Genomic DNA, 18957 nt, shown 5'->3' with positions numbered 1-18957 from the left:
AGATTCATAAAACGGAGATCACCGAGCTGCTTTACCAAGCACAAAGTCTTCATGAACCGCGGGAGTAACGTGGGAGTCAAGTTCTGGGAGTCACTTTAGTTCTAGGCCGAAAAAGGGCCCCTTGCGAAGTGTCATCAGACCTTCGCCAGAGGAGCCCCTTGTTTAAGCATTATTCATCATGATTCAAAATACTAAATTACGCTTATAAAATTCGCTTCTATTGATCCAACGTGTATAACGGCAGATCGAGCGGAAGCGGCGCCGGCATTTCGCAAGTGCTCTTCATCTCGTACTGCTTGCCCGAATCGGAGGAATCATGGAATGCCCACATGGCTTCCAGCACGTGATAAGCCAATTCGCCGCTTGCGCGGTGGGATCGTCCGTTTCGGATGGCGTACGCCATGTCCGCAGGTCCGATGCCTCTTGTGTTCTGATCGTAACCCGGCAGAAGCGGCTCCTCGGTCCATTCGCTTTCTCCGGTCAAGCGGTATTTCACGGAACCGCCGAACGTATTCGGGTCCGGTACAAGCATTGTTCCTTGGGTGCCGTAAATTTCGATATTCGGAAGCGTGCTGCCGCCGAACACGTCAAAGCTGGTAATGAGCGTCCCGATGGCGCCGTTATCGAACCGGAGCAGTCCGGCCACATGCGTCGGAATGTCCACCTGAATCTTCTGCCCATACTTCTTCTCGCTCGTAATAGTCCGCTCGGTCAATGCTTTGCCAGTCATGCCGCTGACGCTGCGAATCGGGCCGAGGAGCTGAACAAGCGCCGTCAAATAGTATGGTCCCATATCAAACATCGGTCCTCCGCCTGCGGCATAATAAAATTCAGGGTCCGGATGCCAAAATTCGTGTCCCCGGCTCATCATAAATGCCGTAGCCGCGATCGGCGTGCCGATCTTGCCGTCCCTGACGAGCTTTAATGCCGTCTGGATCCCCGCTCCGAGGAAGGTCTCCGGGGCACAGCCGACCAGCAGCCCCTTCTCTCTCGCAGTCTCCAGCACGACCAGCCCTTCCTCCCGGGTGACGGCCAAGGGCTTTTCCACGTATACATGCTTCCCGGCTTGCAGCGCATCGAGCGTTATCTTGGCATGCAGCGCCGGAATGGTGAGATTGATGACAATTTCGATTTCGGGGTCGGCCAACAGCTCTTCCGTCGTGTATACGTGGGGGATGCCGTAATGGGCAGCCTGCTCCTCTGCGCGGGAACGGTCAATATCCGAGCATGCCTTCAGCTCCAGAATATCGAATTTTTGACAGTTTTCCATATAGATGCCGCTGATTTTTCCGCAGCCAATGATCCCTGCTTTAACCTTGTTCATGACTTCGTCTCCTTTTGTGCAGCCTACTGGCTGTCTCCCATCCCGGTATACCCTTGCTCGCCGTTGAACAGCTTGAGATCGCCGCCGCCGTACAAGGTCTTGCCTTCAGCCGCCCATAGCAGGCCCCTGCGCATCAATTCCTTGACCTGCGGCATATCCACGATATCCGCATGATGTCCCAAGGAGTTGTAGTACACGCGACCGTATCCCCATCGCTTGGTCCAGACAACCGGCATGTCAACAGCCTTGTTCAGCACATGCGGTCCGGATACGACCGGAAAACGGGTCGTCGCCAGCACTTCAACCGCCGGATCGACATGCAGATAGTATTGTTCGGATACCACCGTGAAGTCCTGAATGCCTTCAACCAGCGGGCTGGAGCTTTGCTTGATTTCTACCAGATATTCAACGCCGTCGTTGCCGGGGTGCGCGACCCACTGGCCGCCGGTCATAAACTGCCAATCGACATTGTTACGGAACGAGTCGCACATTCCGCCGTGGCATCCGGCGATGCCGGTTCCTCCTTGCACCGCTTCGGATACATTCGCAACCTGCTCCTTGGATATGTCGCCCATCGTCCATACCGGGACGATCAGATCCAATTCTTTCAGCTTCTCTCCGTCGTTGAACGCATCCAAGGTATCTGAAACCTCAACGTCAAACTTCGCCTCGCGCAGCAGTCCGGCGAAGATGCCTGCCACCTGCTCCGGCTCATGGCCATCCCATCCGCCCCATACGATTAATGCCTTTTTCATACTCCGCACTTCCTTTATATGATCTGTATAATAAAAGCTCGATAACGTCCGGTTCAAAGTCTTCGTTCGGCTAACGCTCTCACGCTCTCGCGCATCCGCTTCCACCGGCTGCCGTCACAATGATACCTCTAACATCGCAATCTCAATTACACCACACGCTTTCGCGAGTCACCGAATTCTTCTGTATGGTCTTGCTTACATCTCCGACAGTGACACCCACCGGCGTTCTTCAATGGACTTATCCACGGCTTCCAGAACAGCTTGGCACTTCACGCCGTCCTCAAAGCTAGGGACAGGCTGTCTGCCTTCCGCAATCGCTTGGGACAGCTCCAGGACTTCATGGATGAAGGTATGCTCGAAACCGATCGTATGCCCCGGCGGCCACCAAGCCTCCATATAATCATGGACAGGGTCCGTTGCAAGCACCCGCCGGAAGCCCTGTACATCCTCCTCGTCGGATGTGAAATAAACCTCCAGCTCGTTCATCCGTTCAAAATCGAATTTGACGCTGCCCAGGCTTCCGTTGATTTCGAAGGCGTTCGTACTGCGATGGCCTGCAGCAAAACGCGTGGCCTCGAAGCTGCCAAGGGCGCCGTTCTCAAACCGGGTCAGGAACAACGTAGCGTCGTCCACCGTCACCTTGCCTTTAGGCCCATCCCCGCTGCCTTTGGCGCTCAGCCCCGTCATCTCGCTGGCAATCGGACGCTCCTTGATGAAGGTCTCGCTCATCCCAATAACCTCCTGCATGTCGCCGACCAGATAATGAGCCAGGTCGATCAGATGGGCGCCGAGATCGCCATGGGAGCCTGAGCCGGCCACTTCCTTCTGCAGCCGCCATACGAGCGGGAACTGCGGATCCATGATCCAGTCCTGCAGAAACCATGCGCGGAAATGATAGATTTGTCCGAGTCTGCCGCTGTCAACCAGCTTCTTCGCAAGCCGGACCGCCGGCGAGAACCGGTAGTTGAACCCGACCATGTGCCGGACGCCTGCGTCCTCGGCTGCCTGAAGCATTTCTCTTGCGTCGGCGAGCGTTAACGCCAGGGGCTTTTCGCAGAAAATATGCTTGCCGGCCTTCGCAGCCGCAATCGCAATTTCTTTATGGGCATCGCTAGGAGCATTGATATCAATCAGATCGATGTCCTCCCGCTGGATCAGCTCGCGCCAATCGGTAATGCTTTCATTCCATCCAAGCTGATCCGCCGCCTCCTGAACCGCCGAAGCATTGCGGCCGCAGATCGCCTTCATTTCCGGCTTCAGGGCATTCGGGAAAAACATCGGAAGGCTCCGGTACGCGTTGCTGTGCGCCTTGCCCATAAATTTGTAGCCAATCATTCCGACTCGCAGTTGATTCATTGTTCATTCCTCCTTTGTTATTCATTACTTTCGTTTCAACGATGAAGCACGGATAACCAGACGGGTAGGCAGTTTCCGGTGAAGCGGGATACGGCTCACAGCGGAAGACGGCGTTTGCTCCAGCATGCCGAGAACATGCTCAGCGGCCAAGCAGCCCAGTTCATAGAAGGGAACCCTTACACTCGTTAACGGCGGGGCTCCGAGCTCGGCGGCATCCGAATCATCATAGCCGACGAAGGCTGGCATCTCCTCCTCCGGGACACCCATCGAGCGCAGGCCCTGCTGAAGCCCGATCGCCATCCGGTCATTCGCCGCAAATACGGCGTCGATGCCCTTCAAACGGGCAGCAACCTTCTCCGCTGCTGCAAATCCGCTTTTCCGGCTGAAGTTACCTTCGAACAGCAGCGATTCATCAAGCTCGATTCCCGCCTCTTCCAATGCCCGGCAGTACCCGGACATACGATCCCGGCTGTTGGAATATTCCGGAGGGCCGTTGAGAAAGGCGATCCTCCGAAAGCCCTGCTCAATAAGATGTTTCACGGCTTCGTAGCTGCCCTCCACATGATCGGCGTCCATCACGTGAAAGCTCTCCCCTTCAAAGTGCTGATTAATCAAGCAATAGGGGTGTCTTCCTTCGCTCAGCTGCCGGATAGCCGCTCGTTCGCCCTCCTCGTCCTTGGCTCCAAGGATGATGCAGGCGTCGACCTTCTGAGTCCGGAACAAATTCAAATAGTCCATGGTGCCGCCCGGTTCGCGAAACAGCATCAATAAATCATATTTGCCCTCCAGCGCTTTACTGCCAATGCCGCTTAAAATTTCCGAGAAATAATACGCGGAGAAGATCCGTGCTTTCGGCAGATACGGCATGACAACGCCGAGGTTGCCGCTCCGGCGGCGCGCAAAGCTTTGGGCCAGCGCGTTCGGGGTATATCCGAGCCGTTCTGCGGCTTCCATCACCCGCTGCCGGGTCTCCTCCCGGATCGGACCAACCCCGTTTAATACCCGGGATACGGTGGCTTCCGATACACCGGCAAGCTGTGCGACTTCCTTACGACTAGCGATAATCACCATGCCTCCTGCAATTTTATGTACGCGCGTACATTTTCTCATGGAGTCCAGCCGATGTCAACAGATACATGGCCTATTGTTCCTGATTTCTTCTTGTTTCAGTTGTATATCCGGCATTGACGTTATAAACTTTATGAGTTCTTTCTTTTTAAGCTCGGCCGGATGTTTGTCCAAATGTTGTATAATGGACGGGCTGGACGCAGAACCCCAACTCAATATGAAAGAGAAAGCTGCACGATTATTACTTGGGAAGATGTCGGGGTGACGCCAATCATGCTATTTAGCTAACATATGAACATAAAGGATAGGGGATTACGAATGAACACTCAACTGCAAACAACCGTAAGCAACCCGCAGAAAAAAAGCTACATTCTCCATTTGGCAACGATCTTCCTCGGCTTTATCATTTTTGGAATTTCGGAAAATATTAAAGGACCGGCCATTCCCCGGATTCAGCTGGATTTTCGGCTGGATGAAATGCAGATCGGCACCTTGCTGTCGCTCAATGCGCTCGGTTATTTGATCGCCTGCTCATTTACGGCCATCCTGACCCGCAAGATCGGCATCAAATGGGTGAGCATGCTTGCCTTTGGTTCGATGGCGGTCTCAGGCATTTTCATCTTCCTGTCCCACAGCTACCCGATGTTCACTGCTTCGTACTTCCTGATGTACATCGGGAACGGGATGCTGGAGATTGGCCTCGCCATTCTGGCTGCAAGAATATTCGTCCGGAATACGGGAACGATGATGAACCTGTCGCATTTTTTCTATGGCATCAGCTCTACCGTCGCTCCGATGCTCGCCTCGGGATTGATGACCGTCACCGTTCTCGGCTACACCATTGATTGGCGGGGCATGTATTTGGCGATGCTGATGCTCTCCGTACTGCCGATGATCCCTGCGCTGATGAGCAAATTTCCGGGCGACGATCATCCTGAATCCGAGCGGACGCCTCTGAAGCAGTTAATCAAGGATCGGGCGCTGTGGCTGATCGTCATCATCCTGTCCTTCGGCGTCGTATCGGAAATGGCAGTCGGCGGCTGGCTCGTTAATTTTCTTGAAAAATCGTACAACTGGGATCCGGCTGCGGCAGCCGGCATGCTATCCGCATTTTTCCTGTGCTTCTCCGCGGCGCGCCTGCTGCTAGGGCCGATTACGGACCGGATCGGATTCACCTTGTCGATTATCATCCTCTCGGGATTCACGGGCATCTGCACCTTTATCGCCATTTTCGGCGGGGAATCCTATGCCTTTCTATTCGCAGCGGCAGGAATCGGCATCGCTCCGATTTATCCGACGGTGATGGCCCTGATTGCCAAGCGATACCCGAAGGAGAGCGATACGGCGATTACCTTCACGGTCACGATGATGGGCATCGGCAGCGTAATCGGCAACTACGCCATCGGAGCCATCACGAGCGGCTTCAAACAATTGTACGGCAGCGGAACCGAACTGGGGCTGCTGCGGGGTCTTCAGGCCGGTTACGGTTTTATCGGCTTATGCGCCCTGATATGCTCGCTGTTCGGCATTGTGCTGTACCGATACTTGAAGAACCGTAAGCAGCTGGTTTAAACAGGCTTTCACCGCCGAGTTATCGCCCCATGCCGGGCGCACACAAGAAAGAGGACGTCCACCAGGGGACATCCTCTTTTTTTCGATTGACCGTTTCATGGCATTACGCGTAAGCTCCTGCTGCCATTTCCGCTCGTATTAGCCCAAATCCGGCTTGTCGACCAGTTCGATGCTTGCCTTATCCGTGTGATGCAGCTCGAATACGATGATTTCATTGCTTCCCTTCTTCAGCAGCGGACCGGGCAGGTAAAGCGTCGCTTGAGGTCCTTGCTCCCAGTATCGCCCAAGATTGAACCCATTGATCCAGACGACGCCCTTCACCCAGCCGTCCAGTCGAACGAACGTGTCCATCCGATCTTCCACATGGAATTCTCCCTTATAAAATGCCGGACGGTCCTTCCGCCCTGCATTAGGCGCCGGCAACGGCCCGAACGGCACTGCCTCCAGATGATCCATCGGCAGGCAGGAAATGCTCCAATCGTACAGAAATTGGTTATTCATCCGCACGCCTTCGGTAATCCCTTTGTAATCCTTCAAGCGGGGACCATAATTGACGCGCCCCATGTTCTCCACAACGATGTCCAGCTTGGCGCCTGCTGCTGGAATGTCCAAAGAAATAGGCGCATTATTCCAGCGTTCCACGGTCCCCTGGTATACGCCATCGAGAAACACCTGGGCTCGGTCATGCACTTCTTGCAGATGCAGGGATTCGCCTTGCCGCGGACCGGAAATTTTTGTGGAGTATACGATAAAACCGTAGTTTTGACCAAGCAGCTCCATCGGCACCGGTGTTCGGTGCTTCTCGCTGGAGGCCAATACCGGCAAATTCTCAAGCAGATCGGCATAGGAAGTCATGCTGACCGTCCCGTATGCCTTCTTCCGCACCGGATCAGGCAGCGCCGGCAAGTCCCCGAGCTCCACACCTTGGTGCTTTGCAATCACCTGCCGGACCGCCTCATACTTCGTTGTAACATCGCCGCACTCCGATAGAGGCGCATCATAATCATAGCTTGTAATGGTCGGCTCGTATTTGTCATGATAATTCGCGCCATTGTAAAATCCGAAATTCGTCCCGCCATGGAACATGTAAAAATTAACGGATGCCCCAAGGGCCAGCATTTCGGCAAACACCGACGCTGCGTCCTCCGAATCACGCGTATGGTGCGGCTTCATCCAATGATCAAACCAGCCGTTCCAATACTCCATGCACATCAGCGGATCTTCGGACCGGTACTCCCGCAGCTTGGCGAACGCTTCGGAGGGCCTGGAACCGAAATTGACGGTGGCCGTTACACCCGGAACGGTTCCTCCCTGCAGCATGCCGTCAGTTGGACCGTCCGAAGTGAACAGCAGCACATCCACGCCCCTTGCGATCAATGCCTCCTGAAGATATTGCAAGTATGCCGTATCATTGCCATAGCTGCCGTATTCATTCTCGATTTGGACGGCAATGATCGGTCCGCCGTTCGTGGACAAGAGCGGCACCAGACGCGGGATTAACTCGTCATAATAGGCATCGACCTTCTTCAGGAACTTCGGATCCAAGCAGCGAAGCTGCATATGCGGATCCTGCAGCAGCCATGCCGGCAGCCCGCCGAATTCCCACTCTGCGCAGATGTAGGGGCTCGGTCTGACGATAACGTGCAGCCCCAGCTTCCCCGCAAGCGTGATGAAGGCTTCGATATCCGCCATGCCGGAGAAATTGAACCTTCCTTCATCCGGCTCATGCCAATTCCATGGTATATAAGTCTCGACCGTATTCAAGCCGCATGCTTTCAGCTTCAGCAGCCGATCCTCCCAATATTCAGGCACAACACGGAAGTAATGAATCGCGCCCGATAAGATTTGAATCGCTTCCTCGCCAAGAACAAACTGCTGGTTAACCGCTTTCAATTGTGTCATGGAAACATCCCCTCCGTTTTCCAATACATGATTCTACATACGTATCATCTATGAAAAGAACGGCTCACTCAATCTCCAAATGGAGCATCTTCTATACCATTTGTGCCATTTTCTCGCATGGATCCGCCTATCCATATGATATGATAGATTACACGATACGCTGATTCATTCGATAAAGGAGTCCCGGTTCCCATGGATATTAAATTCCGATTCCCCAATATGATCAATACCTTGCAGGTAACAGGCTGCCATTTCGATCATCAACCGCCGGGGTGGCACTATCCGAGACATCATCACCATCTGTTCGAGCTTCTCTATTGCATGGAGGGCGAGGTTGAACAGGAAATCCACCGGGATCGCTTCACGCTGCGGGAAGGCGAATGGCTGCTGATCAAATCGGGGGTGCGTCATCAATCTTCGAACCGTTCGAGCAGGCCGTACGGTTATTTCAATGTACATTTTGATCTGGACGATACCGACATTCGGAGCAGATTGTCCTCTGCGCCGTTCCGCCATTTTCCGAGATCCGTGGGAGAACGGACCAAGCTCGGCGAATATGTAAAAAAGCTGGAGGGAATTATCCCGCGGAGTCTGAACATCAAGGAAGGGATCTCCGACCAGACCGGTCAGCTCCAGCACGAGCTTTCGTTCGAAGAGCGGCTGCTTCTGCAATCCTACACCCTGCTGATCATACATGAGGTGCTTATGCTTCTAAATTCCCCCGTGCTGGGTCCTGCGCTTCCTTCCCAAGCCCCTTCATCGGCGGCTCCTCGCCCAGCATCAGCGATGACGGCCGATGTAGCACATGCCATCGAAGAGAAGCTGCTGTCGGGATTATCCGGGGATGCTTCGGTCAGCCGCGTTGCTCGGGAGCTTAATCTGAGCCGCAGCCAGTGCAGCAAGCAGTTCACCAAGATTTATGGTATGTCCCCAAGGCAGTATGTCAGCAGGCAGAAGCTCAACCTGGCTAAGGAACTCCTGGTAACGACTAACCTGCCGGTCTATGCCATCGCCGACAAGCTCGGTTTCCGTTCAGCAAGCCATTTCTCGAGACAGTTTCGCCGCTGGACCGGACAATCGCCGACCGATTATAAGCCCCGTACCTAACATTGACACTGCCCCCGCATTACCCGGGAGATCGGCAGCGCGGTACCGTCCCTTCATGACGCTTCACGGGCAGAGCGGCTATTCGTTATTAGGATGTGTCTTCCAAATCAAGCAAGCCAAAAACTCTGGATTTGAGCCGCTTCAAGCTGAACATTTCTCCTTTAAGTGATTTTTAGTTAGTTACTTGACAATGAATAGATGAGTCTGTATGATACAACGTATTGTTATTCCTATACGAAAAGTTAGCTAATAACATTACTAGGGTTTGACGCCGTCATAGTCACGGTTAAAACATCTAAAAAAAGGAGTGAACGACTCAAAATGAAAAGCTATGCTTCTGCAGGCACTTTGATCATAAGGGTTGTCCTAGGGATTATCTTCTTGGCCCATGGGCTGGATAAATTCGGGAGTGGCATCGGCAATATCGAGGGCTTCTTCGAGAGCCTTGGCATTCCGGCATTCATGGCTTCGGTTGTCGCCATAATCGAAATCGTCGGCGGAATTGCTCTCATTCTGGGCTTCGCCACCCGCATCGCTTCCGTTGTTCTAGGAATCGTGCTGATTGTTGCCATCGTACAGGCCAAGCTCGGGATGGGATTCCTGAACGGCTACGAGCTCGACATTGCGCTTCTTGCCATGGCGGCCCATCTTGCGCTGAGCGGCAGCAGCCTGCTATCCGTCGATTCATTATTTACCAAGAAGCGCTAGGTGTAAGCCGGCGTTTCAACCGAGCAGCCAACGGCCGATTGCCCGATGATCGGCAGCGACAGCATTCCAAGCATACTCCGGCCATCGTGCCCCTCATGATAGGAAATCAACATTAAGAAAGCTGCACCGATCTTCCGGTTTGTCCGGATATCAGGTGCAGCTTTCTTGTTCTTGATAATGGATTTCCACAGCGCCAAAATAAACTTCAATCTTCTTGCTAAGCCGTTCTCCCGCTTGAGTCCACCGCTTGGGTCTGCTTCTTTTGCAAGCTTACGATGACGAAGGACAGTCCCGCCGAAACCGCAATACAAGCGGCACCGATGATGTAGACCATCCGAATGCCGAGCGTATCCGCAATCAGACCGATGACGGCGATTGAAATGCTCGTAATCGTTGAAAGCAGAATGCCGCGCGATGCGTATACCTTCGGCAGCATGGATGGCTCGATGCTCGTCTGGAAAGCCGTTTGCTGTGCAACGTCCCTCAGCTGATACGCCGGTCCCATTCCGATACACAGCACGAGTGCAACCATCGGAATGCTGTTCAGCCCGTACCACAGCGTCAGCAGGCTGAACTCGGCGGAGCCTGCAGCCATACAAGCGATCAAATGCTTCTGGATAAACGATGAGAACAGAACCGTCAGCAGACCGCCCAGAATCGCGCCCGCATAATAGCTTGCATTAATAAAGCCCCACCATGCTTCTCCTTGATGCAGCACTTCCTTCACGTAAACCAAGGTAATGGCACCGACCCAGATCGTTCCGGCAACGCCTTCAATCATATCCATGATTGTTACGATGCGAAGCGTCGGGATACGCCATAAATACGACCACCCCTCAAGAATCGCCTTACGATTCGGCTTCACACGCCGCGGGCCCGAATCGTCACCTGGCATTACCCGTGCGACAAGCAGCAGGCTGATCACCGATACCCAGATCAGGATGGCCGTAATGATTAACGTCGGTTGATGCCCGATCTGGGTCACCAGGAAGCCTGTGAAGGTGTAGCCCGCAATTTGCAGCGATTGCTCCGTCACCGACAGGGAGCTGTTCGCCTTTACAAGCCGGTCCGACGGCACGATTCGCGGCACGATCGACTGCAGGAGCGGAGTCCCCCAGCCGTGAGCGCAGGCGATCAGCAGGATCAAGATGCACAGCAGATAAACGTGCGGAGCGATGTATGGAAAAAACACCACAAGCGCGGTAACGAGCAACGCTTTTACAAGCTGCAGCCTAGTGAGAAGCTTGGCAAACGGGTACCTTTCCATAAGAAGCGGCACCGTGAATCCCGCCACGAATTTGGCTGCTGCATTGAGCAGCGGAAACAGCGCGGCGATGAATGCAGAGCCCGATTCCTGGTACATATAGGTAGTGATCACCATGATATATACCACATCAGCCAGCGAAGTGCCGGAATGAGCGGTCCAGTAACAGGCGAAGATTCCTCTATTCATTGCAGCCTCCATTCCTAAGCCCTAAGTCTCAATATGTATCTTAAAATCATATCATCGGCCGTCAGAATTTGTAAACCTCGGGTCCCTTGTGACGAGGAAATCCTCCATTAAAAAAACCTGCTTCCCGTGTTTAATACACGGGAAGCAGGCTAATGTACCGGGAAGCGTCAAGATACGGCCTCAGCCGACCATCGGTCTTCTCCGGGATATGGACAACGCTTCTCCTTCAGCTTTGCCGTGATCTGCACGATACAGCCGCATACCAGGCATGTGGTGCCGCCTTGCAGCTTCGGGCATGACATGCAGGCATGCAGGCGAGTTTCATACTCGCTGTCGGAGACGCAGCGGTCCGAGCGGAACATCGGGGACGCCAGCACACGCTCAATCTGTTTGCTGTCGACGACATAATCGTCGCGGCAGCCCTTGCATCGGTTATCCGCCATGCGGATTACCCCGCCGTAATTTCGAAGACGGTCACCGACATCGGAGCCAGCTTCGCGTGGAGGACGCCTTCCTCCACCTCATAAGCGCTGAAGGTCGACGGCGTAAGCGCGTCCGGTTCCTCAAAGGTGTTATGGGCGTCCAGCGAATCTGCGGCCAGCTGCTCTGCCTTGATTTTGGAGATCGGTCCGCCAAGACCGCGGAGGGCAACAGACACATCCGCCTGCGAATCATGGCTTACATTACACAGGCTGACATGGATTTTCCCTTCGGCATCCTTGGATGCAGAGACGGAGACTTGCGGAATCTTTTCGCCGTCCATTTCATATTCGGAGCCGCTGATGTGGGCATCCAGACGTTCCGCGTCTTGATGCACCTTATACATATTGAACACATGGTAAGTCGGCGTCAGCAGCATTTTCTCTCCTTCCGTCAAGATGACGGACTGAAGCACGTTGACGATCTGGGCGATATTCGCCATGACGACACGGTCATTATGCTCATGGAAGATGTTCAGCGTCAAGCCGGCAACGAGAGCGTCCCGAATCGTGTTTTGCTGATACAGGAAGCCGGGATTCGTTCCAGGCTCCACATCATACCAGGTTCCCCATTCATCGACGATCAAACCGATCCGCTTGTTCGGATCATATTGATCCATAATCGCGGAATGTCTCGTAATCAACTCATCCATATGGAGCGCCTTTTTCATGGTCGTAAACCATTCCTGCTCCGTAAATCCGGTCGCAGGGCCCTTGCCTGTCCAGAATTCGCCCGGAATCGTGTAATAATGGAGGCTGATCGCATTCATAAACGGATGGGCTTCCCTCATGACCGTCTCCATCCAGCGGTAATCGTCCACGTTCGGGCCGCAGGCGATCTTGTACACCTTATTCTCACCGTAATTCCGGACATAGGTCTGGTACTGGCGATACAGGTCCGCATAATATTCCGGACGCATATTGCCGCCGCATCCCCAGTTCTCGTTGCCCACGCCGAAATATTTGAGCTTCCAAGGCTTCTCCCGGCCATTCTCCTTACGCCATTCAGCCATCGGAGACACCCCGTCGAACGTCATATACTCGACCCATTCCGACATTTCCTGAACCGTGCCGCTTCCGACGTTGCCCGATATGTATGGTTCGCATTCCAGCAGCTCGCACAGCCGCATAAACTCATGGGTACCGAAATGATTATTCTCGACCACGCCGCCCCAGTGCGTATTGATCATCCGCTTGCGGTTCTCCAGCGGTCCGATGCCGTCCTTCCAATGATATTCATCCGCGAAGCAGCCGCCCGGCCAACGCAGTACCGGAATCTTGAGCTTCTTCAGAGCTTCCAATACATCATTTCGGATTCCTTCCGTGTTAGGAATCTTCGAATCTTCGCCGACCCAGATCCCTTCATAAATGCAGCGTCCCAAGTGCTCGGAGAAATGCCCGTAAATATTGCGGTTAATCGTTCCATGCGACACATCGGCGTTAATCGTAATAACATGACTCATTGGTTACTCGCTCCTCGCTGTACTTTTATAAATATTTATATGAATCAATTCATATTTCTTTAAAACAATGATATCGGGCATTTCTCCATTCGTCAACCCGGAAATTAAACGCTTTCACTAAAAATACATATTTTTCGCCCAAAAAATAAACCTGCTTCACCTGCAGGACGATGTGGTCCTGTAAGTGCAGCAGGTCTATATTGGTTAACGCATCGCCCGGTTAAGAAACTCCCGGGTTCGATCGACTTTCGGATGATAAAAGATTTGCTCCGGCGTTCCCGACTCGATCACTTGTCCGTGATCCATGAAGAGGATCCGGTCCGCTACATCCCGTGCAAATCCCATCTCATGGGTAACGATAATCATCGTCATATTCTCCCTGGCCAATTGCCGGATCACCTCAAGCACTTCCCCCGTCAGTTCGGGATCGAGCGCCGACGTCGGCTCGTCGAACAGCAGGATGTCGGGGCTCATCATGAGCGCCCTCGCAATGGCGACACGCTGTTTCTGCCCCCCGGACAGGTTCGCCGGGTAGACTCCCGCTTTATCCGCAAGGCCGACCTTTTGCAGCAATGCAGCACTCCTTCTTGCCACTTCATCCCTCGATTCCTTCTTCACGTATTTCGGTGCGAGCGCCAAATTCTCTTGAACGGTGAGATGCGGAAACAGATTAAAGTGCTGGAACACCATCCCCATGCGGGAAGTGATCGTCTTGATTTGTTTTTGAGCGGAATATGCGCCGTCCTTCACCAGATATTGGTCCTGGACCTTGATCGATCCGCCATTGATCTCTTCCAGATGGACAAGGCTCCGAAGCATTGTACTCTTTCCCGAGCCGGAGGGGCCGATAACGGCCACGACTTCGTTCCGTTGTATATCGAAGCTGACGTCTTTCAGCACGTCCAGCTGTCCGAATGATTTCTTCATGTGGGATACTTCAATAATCGCCATAGCAGCCATTCCTTCTATTGAAATTTAAATCGTCGTTCGAGGTATCTGAACAGCAGCGTAAGTACGAGCGTCATCAGCAAATAAATGGCGCCGGCTAACACGAACGGCATGATCGTAAAGTCGCGGTTGACGGCTGTATGCGCGAAATGAAGCAGCTCCGGTACCGCCACCGCATACAGCAGCGCGGTGTCTTTAATCAGCGTAATGGATTCGTTGGATACGGCCGGCAGAGCCACGCGGAACATTTGCGGCAGGATGACTCTGACCATCGTCTGCCATCTGCTAAGGCCGAGCACCTGTGCGGCTTCATACTGTCCCTTATCTATGGACAGCAGGCCGCCTCTGAAAATTTCGGCAAAATAGGCGGCATAGTTCAGCACGAAGGCCAAGCATGCCGCAACAAAACGATCAAAAACGAGATACTCCCCGATGACCGGCAGCACAGGCAGGCCGAAGCAGATGAACAGCATCTGCAGCAGCAGCGGCGTGCCCCGCATGACGTAGATATAAACTCCCGCAAACCAGGCGAGCGGCTTCACCGAACTTCTCGCCATTAATGTTAAGGCAAAGCCGAGCGGGATGGATGCAATGATGGCGATGAAGAACAGCAGTATCGTTGTCTGTGCGCCCTCCAGCATCGGCTTGCCGATCTGAATGATATAATCCAAATTCATGTTGATCACTATACTCCCGTTATGAAAACTCAAATTCAGAGTTTTTCATTAATGTCGTCAACAAAACCGGAGCCTTGGGTCAAAGTCCGGTTTCTTGATCATTAGCTATGGAAAGACTGCGTTCGTAACCTTTGGTTCTGCAAATTATTTCAGTACCTTGTCTTCGCCAAACCATTTTTCAGATATGGATGCTGCTGTTCCATCGGCATTCAGCTCATCCAAAGCCTTCTGCAGCTTGTTCAGCAGCTCCTCGTTGCCCTTCTTCACTCCGATGCCATATTGTTCAGGCGCCAAAGATTCGTCCAAAATCTTGAAGGTGCCTTCTTCCTTGGACATGTAGTATTTCATAACGACTTCGTCAATCACGACGGCATCCACCCGGCCATTCTTCAAATCGCTTAAGGCAAGCACGTTGTCCGGAAATTCGGAAATGTCCTTCACTTGGCTATGGATAGCATTCGCACTGAGCGCATCGGCTGCGGACGAAAGCGACTGCAGGCCGATATTCTTGCCGGCCAGGTCACTAATGGTACTGATATCTGAACCTTCAAGCACAACCACTACCTGGCTGTTCTCAAGGTAAGGCTTCGTAAACAGAACCTTCTCCTTGCGCTCATCCGTAATCGTGTAACCATTCCAGATCAGGTCGATCCGTCCGCTGCTAAGCTCCGATTCCTTCGCTTTCCAGTCGATCGGCTGGAACTTTACCTCCATCCCCATCTTCTCTGCAGCGGCACGCGCATAATCAATATCGAAACCGACGATTTCGTTGTTCTCATCCCGGAAGCCCATCGGAGCAAATTTGTCGTCGATGCCGATCACCAGCTCATTCGAGCTGCCGCCTGTGCTTGAACACCCGATCACAGTCATTAGGATAACCAATCCTGCCAATAATGACGCCAATTTTTTCATGTATAAATCCCCCTTGTGACAATTCATGCAGCCATATTCAGGATATCGGTGATCCGTGCAATATGAAAATTTCTGCGTTTTGCTTTAGTGCGTTATCAGGACACCATAATACCATATTAGCAGAAAAGAGTCGATAGGTTCACAGAAGCTTCATCAACATTGTCGAAATAATGTAATTTATGTATTTTCATCCTATATTAAGGTTATTTTAATGATGAACTCAGCAAAACGGGAAACAATGACGAACGTTACACCAAACATCCAGAAAGGCGGTAACCCATATGAACCGTAAATATTTGAATTTCACCAGAAGACTTGTCTTGATGACGATCGCCATCGTCATGGGACTCGCTTATCTGCCCGGCACGACATGGGCGCAGGAGCCTGCAGGTAATGAGAATCAGGCCTCTTCTCCTTCTCGCCCTGCCGCGCAAGACGGCCACGGTCAGCATAAACCCGGCCGCATGTTCAAAGCCATCTCCGATTATCTCAAGCTAGAGCCAGAGGTTCTGCGGGACAAGCTCAAGACCTCCTCGCTCGCTGAAATTGCCAAAGAGCAAGGGGTTTCCAGAGAGGATATAAAAGCGAAGCTCGTCGAGATGTTGAAGGAGAAAGTAGCGGCACACCCGAAGCAGCTCGGTAAATCCATTGATTACTCCGCGGCTGCCGACAGACTTCTCGATGCCAAAGGCGGGTGGAAGAAGCAGCGGGTACATCATCGCCAAGGAAGAATGATTGCCGCCGAGCATGAGCTTGCCCAAATGCTGAAGCTGTCGGATGACCAATTGAAGGAATCCCTCCGGTCCGGTAAAACCCTTGCCCAGCTGGCGAAGGAGCAAGGAGTAGCCGTGCAGTCCGTGATCGATCAGCAGGTTCAGGCATTTACAAAGCGTCTTGACCGAAAACTGTCGGAAGGGAAAATTTCCAAGGAAGAATATTCGGAGCATAAGGCGAAGCTTCCGCAGTTCGTCAGCGATGTCGTTAATGGAAAGCTGGCGCCGCCCGCACATCCAGGCCGCAAGGACTCTTAGTCCATGCCGGCGATCCGAGTCAAAAACAAATAATATAACAAAGAAGTGTCGCTATGCATGCAGCGGCACTTCTTGTCATTGAGAGACAGCATTGCAAATCTACCAAGAAGTTTGTTGATTTTTCTGGAAATTAAACTAGAATAGGGATATAATGCCGAGATTTACTTCTCTCAAATCGATCGAATGATATATTGGCAAACCCTTCGACCCCTTCTTCACGGGATCAACTTCTACTCGGCATCCGTTAACCATTTTCATTTTCAAAACTATTTATTGAGGAGTTGTAACGTTATATGGAACTGGAACCTAGAACGGTGTCAAGGAGGAGGCTTAAGGGCCGCAGCAGAATCAATATCAAGAAACGGATCGGGATATCGCTCATCATACTCATCCTGCTTGTCGGCGCTGGATATCTGTTCAGAAAAGAATTATCGTTGCTTGCCTTTAATACACTGCTCAAAAAAGATATCAAAGAAACGTTAGACAATTCCTACAAACCGTTTGGGTACGAGATTAGAAATACTCACGCCTATGAAGGTAAACCCTTTTCCTTGCTCCTAATGGGGATTGATCAGCGTGATCAAGAGCCCAGCAGATCAGATACGATCATATATTCCGTAATTCGACCTAAAGATAACAAAATCCTATTAGTCTCGATCCCCCGGGATTCATATACTGAAATAATAGGCAGGGATGTAAAATCAAAAATCAACTCTGCGTATGCTCATGGCGGAGAAAAAATGAGTATGGACACAGTTGCGTCCTTACTCAAGAACCGAGTCGATTATTACGCTACAGTGAATTTTAAAGGAGTTATAGACATTGTGGACGCAATTGGAGGTGTAAAGCTTCCGATAACCAAAGTAATTGAAAATAAGAACCCGAAGCATGAAAAATTAAGGATAGAGCCTAACCAACCGATGTATGACGGTCTTGATGCTTTAAGTTACGTTCGTTACCGAGAGGACTCCGATTTTAAACGTACCGAGCGGCAGCGAATATTTATTAGAGCCGTTACGAACAAAATTTTAGATTTCAAGAACGTCGCTAAAGTTCCTGAATTAATCGATATTGCGGGGTCCAATTTCACCACTAACATGGACCCTGATCTGATCCTGAAATTGGCTGAAACTGTTTATTTAAATGATACGCCGCCTGATTTTGAGAACCACATGTTACAAGGCCGGGGAAAAACGAGAGGAACCACCTGGTACTATGACCTTGATGCAGAAGATTTAGAATACACTCAAAAGCTTATCTCAAATTGGTTAAATAGCGATATTAATAAACAAGACCTTATTCACCCTCAAGATATGGACTAGGCAAAAGGTTCAGTGCAGCGCTGATCTGATCCCAGGACGAGCCGGATGTACTCATAAAGCCTTCTTGGGCCTTCAAGGCCCAAGTTACGGCACATATTGCTGGATGATCTTCACGACCTCGCCGTCTTCCACCGTGATGTGGAACGGGAACCATTTCATATCCACAATATCGTCTTTTCGATAGATATCGGTGAACTTGTCGAGGCTGACCTGCTGATTCCACACGACCTGGGCATCCTCATACCGTCCGGTATGATCATACAGCTGCAGGCGAACCTCAGCGTTTCCCGCTACGGGCAATGTAATCCGCTCTTCCGTATCATTAACAATATAATAGCCGTCCGGGGCTTCGGTCATTTCCGGGTCTTGCTCCCGCTCTCGGAAGATCGCGTTTGCTTCCTCGCCTTCGTACCATTCAATCGGATCGATTTCCAGATAGACCTGTCCGTCTTTCACCTCAAGCGCATTGATATAGGCAGCCTCCTGATTCGAAGCTTTCGGAACCGGCTCATAATTGTTGCTCGAGGCTACGCCAACCGAATGGATCATGAACAAACCAAGCAGCATCAACGCTCCCAATCTCCAAGCCGTCTTCTTCATACTTCTCATCGCTCCCTCAACATTACTAAGTGTGAAAGATCGTTTTCTCACCGTATATTACCCGAATTCCGTGAGATTGAAACAATCCTCTATTTATGATTCATACTACGATTATACGGAGCATCGCGCCAAAAAGGATGTCAAAGCGGTGTAAATTCATTACAATATCTCAACCTTCGCATTTCAATGACGGTGAATGCACATCCGCCGCGCTGTCCGCAACAAAAAAAGCCTGTCTGCCGAACCAATGGTTCAGCAGGGACAGGCCTTAACATAAGTA

At 51.9% G+C, this 18957-nt stretch carries 18 protein-coding genes; 5 read left to right on the top strand and 13 right to left on the bottom strand.

The annotated features are described in order from the left end of the window. Positions 1–217: 217 nt before the first annotated feature. From NST44_RS17535 to NST44_RS17520, 4 genes are all read right to left on the bottom strand, one after another. Positions 218–1324, bottom strand: a complete 1107-nt coding sequence (locus NST44_RS17535) for a Gfo/Idh/MocA family protein (protein WP_007128522.1) — start codon at positions 1322–1324, stop codon at positions 218–220. Positions 1325–1347: 23 nt separating this feature from the next. Then, positions 1348–2079: a ThuA domain-containing protein gene (locus NST44_RS17530; RefSeq protein WP_007128523.1), complete on the bottom strand. Its 732-nt coding sequence runs from the start codon at positions 2077–2079 to the stop codon at positions 1348–1350. Between the two features lie 195 nt (positions 2080–2274). Then, the gene (locus NST44_RS17525) at positions 2275–3435 is read right to left on the bottom strand and encodes a Gfo/Idh/MocA family protein (RefSeq protein WP_007128524.1); all 1161 of its coding nucleotides are present in this window, start codon (positions 3433–3435) and stop codon (positions 2275–2277) included. Positions 3436–3459: 24 nt separating this feature from the next. Then, on the bottom strand, positions 3460–4506 hold the full coding sequence (locus NST44_RS17520; RefSeq protein WP_040738151.1) for a LacI family DNA-binding transcriptional regulator: 1047 nt from the start codon (positions 4504–4506) through the stop codon (positions 3460–3462). A 315-nt stretch (positions 4507–4821) separates the two neighbouring features. Here NST44_RS17520 and NST44_RS17515 point away from each other — a divergent pair, with 315 nt between their 5' ends. Further along, on the top strand, positions 4822–6075 hold the full coding sequence (locus NST44_RS17515; protein WP_028407261.1) for an MFS transporter: 1254 nt from the start codon (positions 4822–4824) through the stop codon (positions 6073–6075). A 138-nt stretch (positions 6076–6213) separates the two neighbouring features. On the opposite strand, the gene NST44_RS17510 is transcribed toward NST44_RS17515, so the two are convergent. Next, entirely contained in the window at positions 6214–7977 is a 1764-nt protein-coding gene (locus NST44_RS17510) for a glycoside hydrolase family 35 protein (protein WP_007128527.1), read from the bottom strand. A gap of 192 nt (positions 7978–8169) precedes the next feature. Between NST44_RS17510 and NST44_RS17505 the strand changes: the two genes are divergently transcribed. Continuing rightward, positions 8170–9084, top strand: coding sequence for an AraC family transcriptional regulator (locus NST44_RS17505; protein ID WP_007128528.1), 915 nt, complete (start codon positions 8170–8172; stop codon positions 9082–9084). Between the two features lie 321 nt (positions 9085–9405). Beyond that, positions 9406–9792 carry a DoxX family protein gene (locus NST44_RS17500; protein ID WP_007128529.1) on the top strand — a complete coding sequence of 129 codons (387 nt, stop codon included), beginning with the start codon at positions 9406–9408 and terminating at the stop codon, positions 9790–9792. Here the strand turns inward: NST44_RS17500 and NST44_RS17495 are convergent. The 7 genes from NST44_RS17495 to NST44_RS17465 all read right to left on the bottom strand — a co-directional run bounded on the left by NST44_RS17495 (position 9789) and on the right by NST44_RS17465 (position 15724). Next, the gene (locus NST44_RS17495; protein WP_210095062.1) at positions 9789–9989 is read right to left on the bottom strand and encodes a hypothetical protein; all 201 of its coding nucleotides are present in this window, start codon (positions 9987–9989) and stop codon (positions 9789–9791) included. The genes NST44_RS17500 and NST44_RS17495 overlap by 4 nt on opposite strands. A gap of 20 nt (positions 9990–10009) precedes the next feature. Beyond that, positions 10010–11245, bottom strand: a complete 1236-nt coding sequence (locus tag NST44_RS17490) for an MFS transporter (RefSeq protein ID WP_007128530.1) — start codon at positions 11243–11245, stop codon at positions 10010–10012. Positions 11246–11412: 167 nt separating this feature from the next. Beyond that, positions 11413–11688, bottom strand: coding sequence for a DUF6171 family protein (locus NST44_RS17485; protein ID WP_007128531.1), 276 nt, complete (start codon positions 11686–11688; stop codon positions 11413–11415). 5 nt (positions 11689–11693) lie between these two features. Further along, complete coding sequence (locus NST44_RS17480) at positions 11694–13187, bottom strand: alpha-N-arabinofuranosidase (RefSeq protein ID WP_007128532.1); 1494 nt, start codon at positions 13185–13187, stop codon at positions 11694–11696. Positions 13188–13391: 204 nt separating this feature from the next. Continuing rightward, entirely contained in the window at positions 13392–14138 is a 747-nt protein-coding gene (locus NST44_RS17475) for an amino acid ABC transporter ATP-binding protein (protein WP_007128533.1), read from the bottom strand. Positions 14139–14152: 14 nt separating this feature from the next. Beyond that, complete coding sequence (locus tag NST44_RS17470) at positions 14153–14812, bottom strand: amino acid ABC transporter permease (RefSeq protein WP_007128534.1); 660 nt, start codon at positions 14810–14812, stop codon at positions 14153–14155. Between the two features lie 144 nt (positions 14813–14956). Further along, positions 14957–15724 carry an amino acid ABC transporter substrate-binding protein gene (locus tag NST44_RS17465; RefSeq protein ID WP_007128535.1) on the bottom strand — a complete coding sequence of 256 codons (768 nt, stop codon included), beginning with the start codon at positions 15722–15724 and terminating at the stop codon, positions 14957–14959. A gap of 281 nt (positions 15725–16005) precedes the next feature. Between NST44_RS17465 and NST44_RS17460 the strand changes: the two genes are divergently transcribed. Beyond that, positions 16006–16755, top strand: a complete 750-nt coding sequence (locus NST44_RS17460) for a hypothetical protein (RefSeq protein WP_007128536.1) — start codon at positions 16006–16008, stop codon at positions 16753–16755. Positions 16756–17048: 293 nt separating this feature from the next. After that, positions 17049–18077 carry an LCP family protein gene (locus tag NST44_RS17455; RefSeq protein ID WP_210095063.1) on the top strand — a complete coding sequence of 343 codons (1029 nt, stop codon included), beginning with the start codon at positions 17049–17051 and terminating at the stop codon, positions 18075–18077. A gap of 84 nt (positions 18078–18161) precedes the next feature. Here NST44_RS17455 and NST44_RS17450 read toward each other — a convergent pair whose 3' ends face one another. Further along, entirely contained in the window at positions 18162–18677 is a 516-nt protein-coding gene (locus tag NST44_RS17450) for a hypothetical protein (RefSeq protein ID WP_040738154.1), read from the bottom strand. Positions 18678–18957: the final 280 nt, after the last annotated feature.

Source organism: Paenibacillus sp. FSL W8-0919 (assembly GCF_038003785.1).
Classification (GTDB): Bacteria; Bacillota; Bacilli; order Paenibacillales; family Paenibacillaceae; genus Paenibacillus_AQ; species Paenibacillus_AQ lactis.
Note: the sequence above shows the minus strand (reverse complement) of the source record. Positions and strands in the feature narration are given on the sequence as shown.